Source organism: Streptomyces sp. PU-14G (assembly GCF_041028275.1).
Taxonomy (GTDB): domain Bacteria; phylum Actinomycetota; class Actinomycetes; order Streptomycetales; family Streptomycetaceae; genus Streptomyces.
Genome location: NZ_JASKYT010000371.1, coordinates 1 through 7,574, shown reverse-complemented (window position 1 = coordinate 7,574; position 7,574 = coordinate 1). Strand labels below are relative to the sequence as shown.

The window sequence follows — 7,574 nt, the reverse complement described above, 5'->3', positions numbered from 1 at the left end:
CCGCCGCTCSYCMYCKCCCTCKSSCCGCGGCCCGCCGTACGAGGTCCGGGCCCGGCGGCCCGCGGGGAGAGGGCGGTGACCGCGCCCGTCGGGGGGTCTCCCGTGCGGCGTCACCCGAACGACCGTGGCGGCGGTGCGCGGTCCTGCACCCCGGTGGAGCGTGGGTCCGACGGGGACACCGAGCGGGAGGTGGGTCGATGGACCGCGCATTCGAGGGCAGAGCGGCCCTGGTCACCGGCGCCGCCTCGGGCATCGGGCTGGCCGTCGCCCGGCGGCTCGGGCAGGCCGGCGCCGCGGTGGTCGTCGCCGACTACGACGAGGACGGCGCCCAGGTGGCGGCCGGCGAGCTGGAGACGGCAGGCATCCGGGCCGAACCCTACGTCGTGGACGTCACAGAACCCGGCTCCGTCCGCGACGCCGTGCGGTTCACCACCGAGACCTTCGGCTCCCTCGACCTGGCCGTCAACAACGCCGGAGTGGGCGGCCCCTCGATGCCGACCGGCGAGTACGAGGTCACCGCCTGGGACCGGGTCATCGCCACCAACCTCAGCGGCGTCTTCTACGGGCTGCGGCACCAGCTGCCGGTCATGGCGGCGGCGGGCCGTGGCGCCATCGTCAACATGGCCTCGATCCTGGGAACGAACGGGTTCGCCGGCAGCCCCGCGTACGTGGCCGCCAAGCACGGGGTCGTCGGTCTCACCAAGACCGCCGCGCTCGAATACGCCGACAAGGGTGTGCGGGTCAACGCGGTCGGCCCCGGCTTCATCGACACTCCGCTGCTGCGGGAGACCGACAACCCGATGCGCGAGCGCCTCATCTCCCTCCACCCGCAGGGCCGCCTGGGTACGGCCGAGGAGGTGGCGGAGGTGACCGCCTTCCTCCTCTCCGACCACGCCTCCTTCGTCCAGGGCAGCTACCACCTGGTCGACGGCGGCTACGCGGCCCAGTAGGCCCCGGCCCGCGCACCTCCGCGCCCTCGCACCTCGGCGCCGGTCTCACCTCGGCGCCGGTCTCACACCGGGCCCAGCCCCGCCTGGGCGAGCAGGCGGGAGACCTCGGCGCGCTCCGGGCCGGTCAACGGGCGCAGCGGCGCGGGGGTGTGGGCCGTGGTGAGCAGGCCGCGCTGCCGCAAGGCCTCCTTGAAGGCACCGAGGGCCGAGGAGTAGGCGCCGATCCTGGCGGGGTCGCCCACGCGGGTGAGGGCGAAGAGGCGGCGCAGGCGGTCCTGCTGGACGGCGGCGTCCTGGAGGGCGCCCCGGCGGGCGGCCTCGTACAGGGCGACGTAGCCGTGCGGGTCGACGTTGCCGAGACCGGGTACGACACCGTCGGCGCCCAGCGCGAGGGCGGTGTCGGCCATCGTCTCGGAGCCGGTGAGGACGGTGAAGCCGTGGGCGCGGGCGCCGGACGCCTCGGTGAGGCGGAGGACGGTGCGCAGCTCGTCGAGGTCGCCGCTGCTGTCCTTGAGCCCGGCGAGCACGCCGTCCGCGGCCAGGCGGGCGGTGACGGCGGCGGGCAGCTTGCGCTGGACGTTGACGGGGATGTCGTAGGCCCACAGCGGCAGGTCGACGGCGGCGTGGACGGCACGGAAGTGGTCGGCCATCTCGTCGGGATGGGTGGGCGTATAGAAGGGGACGGTGGCCACCACGGCGTCGGCGCCGGCTTCCCGCGCGGCGCGGGCCTGCGCGATGACGCGGTTGGTGGTCATGTCGACCGCGCCGGCGAGCACGGGGACGGAACCGCCGGCGACACCGCGGACGACGCGCAGGGCCGCGAGACGGAACGCGTCCGTGTGGTAGGCGAGTTCTCCCGTCGAGCCGTTGACGAACAGTCCTGAGACCCCGGCCTCCAGCAGGTGGCCGCACAGCCTCTCCAGGGAGGCGACGTCCAGTTCGCGGTCCTCGGTCAGCGGGGTGCACAGGGGCGGGATGACGCCGCCGGTGAGGACGCGGCCTGCCGGGACGGGGTCGGATGCGGGGCGGTCGCTCATCAGGGCAGTCTCTCCTCGCCGTGCCGGGGTCCGCTACCGGGCGCGGTTCCTGGCGCTTGTCCGGCCCGCTTTTCGGCCTGCCGCCCAGCCCCCTGCTCGGTCCGCTGTCCGATCCGGTCTCCGACCCGGTCTTCGGTCAGGTCGGTCTCGGGGGCCGCGCTCCGGTGACCGCACAGGCGCTGGACGCGCAGCGGCGCGTTGACGGCGATCAGCACGATCACCACCAGGGTGAGGGAGAAGGTGAGCCAGGCCAACGAGGGGCCGAGGCTGTGTCCGTCCGCCAGCGTGGCACCCAGGACGGGTGCCACGGCGCCGCCGAGCGCGCCGACGTTGTAGGTGAAGCCGAGTCCGGCGGCGCGCTCCGACGTCGCGAAGTAGCCGCCGATCAGCTTCGGGAGCAGCCCGGAGATGCCCTGGGCGAACATCTGCTGGAGGAAGAGCAGCAGTGCGAGGCCCACCGTCTGTTCGCTGCTCATGGCGAAGACGGGCAGCACGAAGAGGAGGGACACGCACAGTGCGGCGACGTAGGTGCGCCGGGTGCCCCAGCGGTCGCCGAGGAAGCCGACCAGCAGGCATCCGGCCACGTTGCCGAACCCGGCGAAGAAGAGCACGTCGCTGACCGTGGAGGGGGAGAAGCCGAGGTCGTCCTTGAGGTAGGTCGGCAGCAGCGCCTGGATCGGCCACGAATAGAGGAAGGCGCAGAAGACGGTGACCATGAGCGTCACCACCATGGGCGTGCGTGCGCGCGCGAACTGCGCCGTGAACAGCACGAACCCCGCCACGGCCAGGGCGGCGAGAGGCCAGCCGAAGCCGCCGGACCGCTCGGTGAACAGGAGGAAGAGCGACAGCGCGACGACCGCGGTGGCCACGAGGTTCAGCGCGGCGTAGCGGCTGCGGAACAGGACGGTGACGAAGTCCCGCCGCCTCACGGAGCCGTCCGACGCCGCTCGCTCCTCGCCGCGGGTCCGCTCCCAGTCGCCGGACTCCTTCAGCCCGCGCCGCATCCACAGCGCCAGGGCGATCGGGACGACGCCGAGGAAGAACATGGCCCGCCAGCCCCAGGCGGGGACCACGAAGCGGTAGAGCTGGCCCGCGATGACGGAGCCGACCGCGTAGCCGGAGATGAGCAGCGCGCTGGCGCGGTTGCGGGCGGTCGCGGGCCAGCTCTCGATCACGTAGGTCGCGCTGGCCGAGTACTCCCCCGCCATGCCGAGCCCGAGCACCAGCCGGGCGGCGAACATCGACCAGTAGCCCCACGACAGACCGCAGGCCAGCGAGCCGAGGGAGTACAGGAGGATGCTCAGGATCATCGCCGGCTTGCGTCCGTACCTGTCACCGACCGCGCCGATCGCCAGCCCGCCGAACCAGCGGGAGATGAAGGCGGCCGACACGAGGGTGGCGGCGGTGACGGTCGACAGTCCGAAGGCGTCGGCGACCTCGGTCAGTACGAGGGTGATCAGGACGAAGTCGAAGCCGTCCATCAGATAGCCGAGCCAGGCGGCGAGGAGCGTCTTGCCGTCCTGGCGGGTCAGTCCGGCCGTGGGCCCGGTGGGTCGTCTCGTCGCTCTCGCCATCGCGCAGCGCGCCCCTCGTCCGTGAAGTCCCGGAGGTAGGACATGGGATGTCCTGACGTGGCGGGACGCTACACGCGCCGCCGCGGGCCGACAAGGGTCCGGGAAGAAGACTCCGGGAAGGCCTCGGAAAGGCTCGGGGGCGCCCCGCAAGGAGTGGGAAGAGGGGGGAACGCACGGCCCGAGGGGGGGGACCTCAGCCGCTGCTTCCCGGCGCTCCCGCCGCGTCGGCGCCGCGCGTCCGCCACAGGTGAGCGCCGACCGCGGAGGCCAGGGCGACGACACAGCCGGCGAAGACCAGCCCCGCGTTCCGCAGCCCGAGGCCGGTACTCAGCGCGCCCACCCCCACGACCGGCAGCGAGATGCCGAGGTAGGCGACGACGAACAGCGCCGAGATGGTCCCGCCCCGGTGCTCCTCGGGGGCACGGGCACTCACCGCCGCCATGGCCGAACGGAACGCCAGCCCCTGCCCGACACCGCCGGTCACCGCGCCGGTCACCAGCAGCGGCAGCGAACTCGCCAGCAGCGAGCCGCCCACCTGCGCCATGCCCGCGACGAGGCCCAGACAGCCGAGCGGCAAGGCGAGCGCCACACTCACCCGGCCCGCCGCCGCCTGACCCAGCAGCGACGCGCAGAACACGGAGAAGACCACCGCGCCGGAGGCGGCCAGGTTGGTCAGGTGCAGCGTCTCGGACATGAAGCCGGGCGAGACGGCGGTGAACAGGCCGAAGACGGCGAAGCCGGTGAAGCAGGCGAGCCCGGCGGGCACGAACACCGGCCGCACCTCCCGCGGCACCGCCATGCCGCGCGGTCGCAGGCCGGGCCGGGGGTGAGGACGCCGTACGGTCTCGGGCAGCGCCAGAGTGAGGACGAAGGCGACGGCCAGCAGGCCGAGATGCGCCACGAAGGGCAGGACCAGCGGGTGGGGCGCGTACTGGGCGAGCACGCCCGCGAGCAGCGGACCGCAGCCGAGCCCGCCCATGTTGGCGGCGGTCGCCGCGAAGCCCCGGCTGCCGCCGGGCGCCAGTTCCAGGACCGCGGCCGTCGCCGCGCCGCTGAACAGCCCGGCGGCGAAGCCGGACAGCAGCCGCCCGGCGAACAGCAGCGGGAGTCCGCCCTCCAGCAGGAAGCAGACGGCGCTGGCCGCCGACAGGCCGAGCGCCACGAACAGCAGCGGGCGCCGCCCGAGTTTGTCGGAGTAGTCGCCCGCGACCAGCAGCGCGGCGATCACCCCCACCGCGTAGACGGCGAAGACGACGGTCACCATCAGTTCGCCGAAGCCCAGCTCCTGCCGGTAGAGGCCGTAGAGCGGGGTCGGCAGCGTGGTGCCCGCCATGCCGACGGCGAAGACGAAGGCCGCCGCCGCGTACCACAGCGCGCCACGCGGGGTTCCCGTCCCTGTCCCTGTCCCTGTCCCTGTGTCATGTTCAGTACTGTGCACAGCGGGCGACCCTAAATGATCTTCTGCCGGTCCGGGCCATGTCACCCTGCCCAGGTGTAGCGCACCACACCCGCGATCCTCCCGTGCTCGGCCAGCGCACCGTCGGGCACGAACACCACCTCCGCCTCGGTGCCCAGCGCCGCCTCCACGGTCTCGTCGACGATGTCGTCGTGCACCTCGCCCGTGCTGTCGCTGACCGCGTCGTCGGCCGCGGGCGCCAGATGATCACCGTCGATCCTGACCTTCTGCCGGTAGGGCTCCTCCACGACCAGCAGCGCCAGCCGGCCCTCCCGCGCCGCGCGCCACGCCTCGTCGATGCCCACGACGAACTCCTTGCGTCCGATCGCGTCACCGAGCCGGCCGAGGGCCTCGTCGCCGCGCGCCCGCAGCAGTTCGGCCCGCGCGGACGCCACGGCCTCGCGGACGGCGGAGGCCCGCACGTTGGCGAGGCCGCCCTTGGGCACGGTCGCCAGAGCGCTGCGCGCCGCGTGGGTGCCCACGTCCGCCAGCGCGGTGAGCCCGTGCTGGAGGCCGGCCAGGAGGAGAGGCCGCGGCGCGTCCTGGAGCGCCCTGGACAGGCTCGCGTCCACGTCGCGCAGGTGCTGGAGCGCCGCCTCGTCGCGGTAGCCGCTGGTGAAGTCACCGGTGCGGGAGGCGCGCTCCCGCTCGGATTCGACCGTCGCGTTCTCGACGGGGAAGCCGTACCGCCGCTCCTCGGTGAGCTGTTCGCCCGAACCGCTCCACAGCCGGGCCAGATCCTCGGCGAAGGTGAGCACCCAGTACGGGCGGTTCTGCGCCTTGGCCGCGACCAGGTTGCGGGTGAGGAAGGTGTGGTCGACGACGATGCGTTCGGCGTCCACCCGCCGCGGCAGGTGCCAGAACTGATGCTCGCCCTGCGCCGCGAAGAGCACCAGCGCGTCGAGCGCGTACACCAGGTCGATCTCCTTCTCGGCCGCTTCGAGCTGCCTGACGATCTCCGCACGGACCTGCGAGGTCACCTGCGGATCGTCGTCCAGCCGTCGCCCCGCGTCGGCGATCAGATTGCGCAACCTGACCGGGTCCTGAAGGCTGTCCGGCTTCGTGCGGTGGGTGGGCAGCACCAGGGTGACCGCGGGATAGGGCCGAGGCTGCCGCAGGTCGGCCAGCACCTCGTTGGTCAGATCGTCGGTGCGCATCCGTGACCTCGCTCCCCAGGTGACGACGACAGCACCTTCCAGCCTCCCGCGCACCCCGCCGCCGTGCACGTCGGGGCGGAGACGCGGACCGTGCGGACGCGGCGTGCCGCACCTGGCAGGATGCCGCCGTGGGCGGCCGGTCGTAGCCTGGAGAGGGCGCCCTGTACGCGGGGGAAGGAGTGACTTGTGAAGTCCGATGCTCACCCCGACTACCACCAGGTGGTCTTCCGTGACCAGTCCGCCGGATACGCGTTCCTGACGCGTTCGACGGCCACCAGCGACACCACGATCGAGTGGGACGACGGACACACCTACCCGGTCGTCGACGTGGAGATCTCCTCCGAGAGCCACCCGTTCTACACCGGCAAGGCCCGCGTCGTGGACTCCGAGGGCCAGATCGCCAAGTTCCGCCGCCGCTACGAGCCCGCGGCGGACGGCACCACCCCCGACGACCTGCTCCACTCGGCCCCCGAGGGCGAGCCCACCCCCGAGGACGTCGTCCTCGCCTCGGGCCGCGACCTGACCGAGGGGAACCTCCAGTGGGCCCGCGAACGCATCGCGGCGGAGGGCCGGGGGGCACTGGAGCAACAACTGCCCTGACCACCGGCCGTCACCACGGGCCCGGCCGGGCCGGGGTTCCCACGCGACGAGCGGGTGGGAGGGTGTTCCTCCCACCCGCTCGGGGTGTCGCATGCGCTGCGTGGGTGCGCGTGTGTGGGGTGTGTCGGCTGGGTTGCCTTCTGCTCAGTAGGCGGAGTCGACGTTGTCCATGGAGCCGTAGCGGTCGGCTGCGTAGTTGCAGGCGGCGACGATGTTGGCCACGGGGTCGGTGAGCTTGTCGGGGGTGCCCTTGACGTGGTACTGGTCGAAGGTGGGCTGGATCACCTGGAGCAGGCCCCTGGAGGGGGTGCCCTTCTGGGCGTTGACGTCCCAGTTGTTGACCSCGTTGGGGTCGCCGGCGGACTCGCGGATGATGTTGCGCTTGATGCCCGCGTAGGAGCCGGGGATGTCGTGCTTGTCCATGATGGCCTTGGCCTCGCGGATCCAGCCGTCCAGGTTGTCCGGGTAGGTCTTGCCGCCCTCGCCCTCGTCCTTCTTCTCGCGGGCCTTGTCGGCCTTGTCGGCCTTCTTGTCGTCCTTGGCCGTCTTCTTGTCGTCCTTGTCGGTGGCCTGGGCGGCGGCGTGGGTGGCGGGCTTGGTCTCGGGCCCGGTGGCGGCGTGGGCGGTGCCGCCCAGGGCGGTGGTGGCGATACCGGCGGCACCCAGGACGGTCAGGCCGGTGGTCAGCTTGGTGGTGCGCAGAGCAGTACGCATGCGAGCGGATGCCTTTCGAGGGGGGACACATCCGGCCGCGCCTCCGGGCGGTGTGCCCGGCTCTCGTCGCGACCTGGGCCCCACCC

The 7,574-nt window shown here is 72.8% G+C and carries 6 protein-coding genes and 1 pseudogene; 2 read left to right on the top strand and 5 right to left on the bottom strand.

Annotated elements, in window-relative coordinates; genetic code table 11:
- Positions 1-197 precede the first annotated feature (197 nt).
- Positions 198-950: an SDR family NAD(P)-dependent oxidoreductase gene (locus AB8Z75_RS29085; RefSeq protein ID WP_369207148.1), complete on the top strand. Its 753-nt coding sequence runs from the start codon at positions 198-200 to the stop codon at positions 948-950.
- A gap of 62 nt (positions 951-1,012) precedes the next feature.
- On the opposite strand, the gene AB8Z75_RS29080 is transcribed toward AB8Z75_RS29085, so the two are convergent.
- The 4 genes from AB8Z75_RS29080 to AB8Z75_RS29065 form a co-directional block, all read right to left on the bottom strand.
- Positions 1,013-1,987, bottom strand: coding sequence for a dihydrodipicolinate synthase family protein (locus tag AB8Z75_RS29080; RefSeq protein WP_369207146.1), 975 nt, complete (start codon positions 1,985-1,987; stop codon positions 1,013-1,015).
- The gene (locus tag AB8Z75_RS29075; protein WP_369207144.1) at positions 1,987-3,561 is read right to left on the bottom strand and encodes a sialate:H+ symport family MFS transporter; all 1,575 of its coding nucleotides are present in this window, start codon (positions 3,559-3,561) and stop codon (positions 1,987-1,989) included. Before AB8Z75_RS29075 ends, AB8Z75_RS29080 begins: the two co-directional genes overlap by 1 nt.
- A gap of 193 nt (positions 3,562-3,754) precedes the next feature.
- Entirely contained in the window at positions 3,755-4,933 is a 1,179-nt protein-coding gene (locus AB8Z75_RS29070; RefSeq protein ID WP_369207150.1) for an MFS transporter, read from the bottom strand.
- Positions 4,934-5,040: 107 nt separating this feature from the next.
- Positions 5,041-6,174: a hypothetical protein gene (locus tag AB8Z75_RS29065; RefSeq protein ID WP_369207142.1), complete on the bottom strand. Its 1,134-nt coding sequence runs from the start codon at positions 6,172-6,174 to the stop codon at positions 5,041-5,043.
- Between the two features lie 186 nt (positions 6,175-6,360).
- Here AB8Z75_RS29065 and AB8Z75_RS29060 point away from each other — a divergent pair.
- Positions 6,361-6,594 (top strand): annotated as a pseudogene (locus tag AB8Z75_RS29060) (type B 50S ribosomal protein L31); the annotation flags it as partial.
- A gap of 324 nt (positions 6,595-6,918) precedes the next feature.
- Here the strand turns inward: AB8Z75_RS29060 and AB8Z75_RS29055 are convergent.
- Positions 6,919-7,488: a transglycosylase SLT domain-containing protein gene (locus AB8Z75_RS29055; RefSeq protein ID WP_369207140.1), complete on the bottom strand. Its 570-nt coding sequence runs from the start codon at positions 7,486-7,488 to the stop codon at positions 6,919-6,921.
- Between the last annotated feature and the right edge of the window lie 86 nt (positions 7,489-7,574).

What these genes read in the sequence shown, in the direction of transcription:
- AB8Z75_RS29085 (WP_369207148.1), top strand. Translation starts at nt 198, where the DNA reads ATGGACCGCGCATTCGAGGGCAGAGCGGCCCTGGTCACCGGCGCCGCC.
- AB8Z75_RS29080 (WP_369207146.1), bottom strand. Translation starts at nt 1,987, where the DNA reads ATGAGCGACCGCCCCGCATCCGACCCCGTCCCGGCAGGCCGCGTCCTC.
- AB8Z75_RS29075 (WP_369207144.1), bottom strand. Translation starts at nt 3,561, where the DNA reads ATGGCGAGAGCGACGAGACGACCCACCGGGCCCACGGCCGGACTGACC.
- AB8Z75_RS29065 (WP_369207142.1), bottom strand. Translation starts at nt 6,174, where the DNA reads ATGCGCACCGACGATCTGACCAACGAGGTGCTGGCCGACCTGCGGCAG.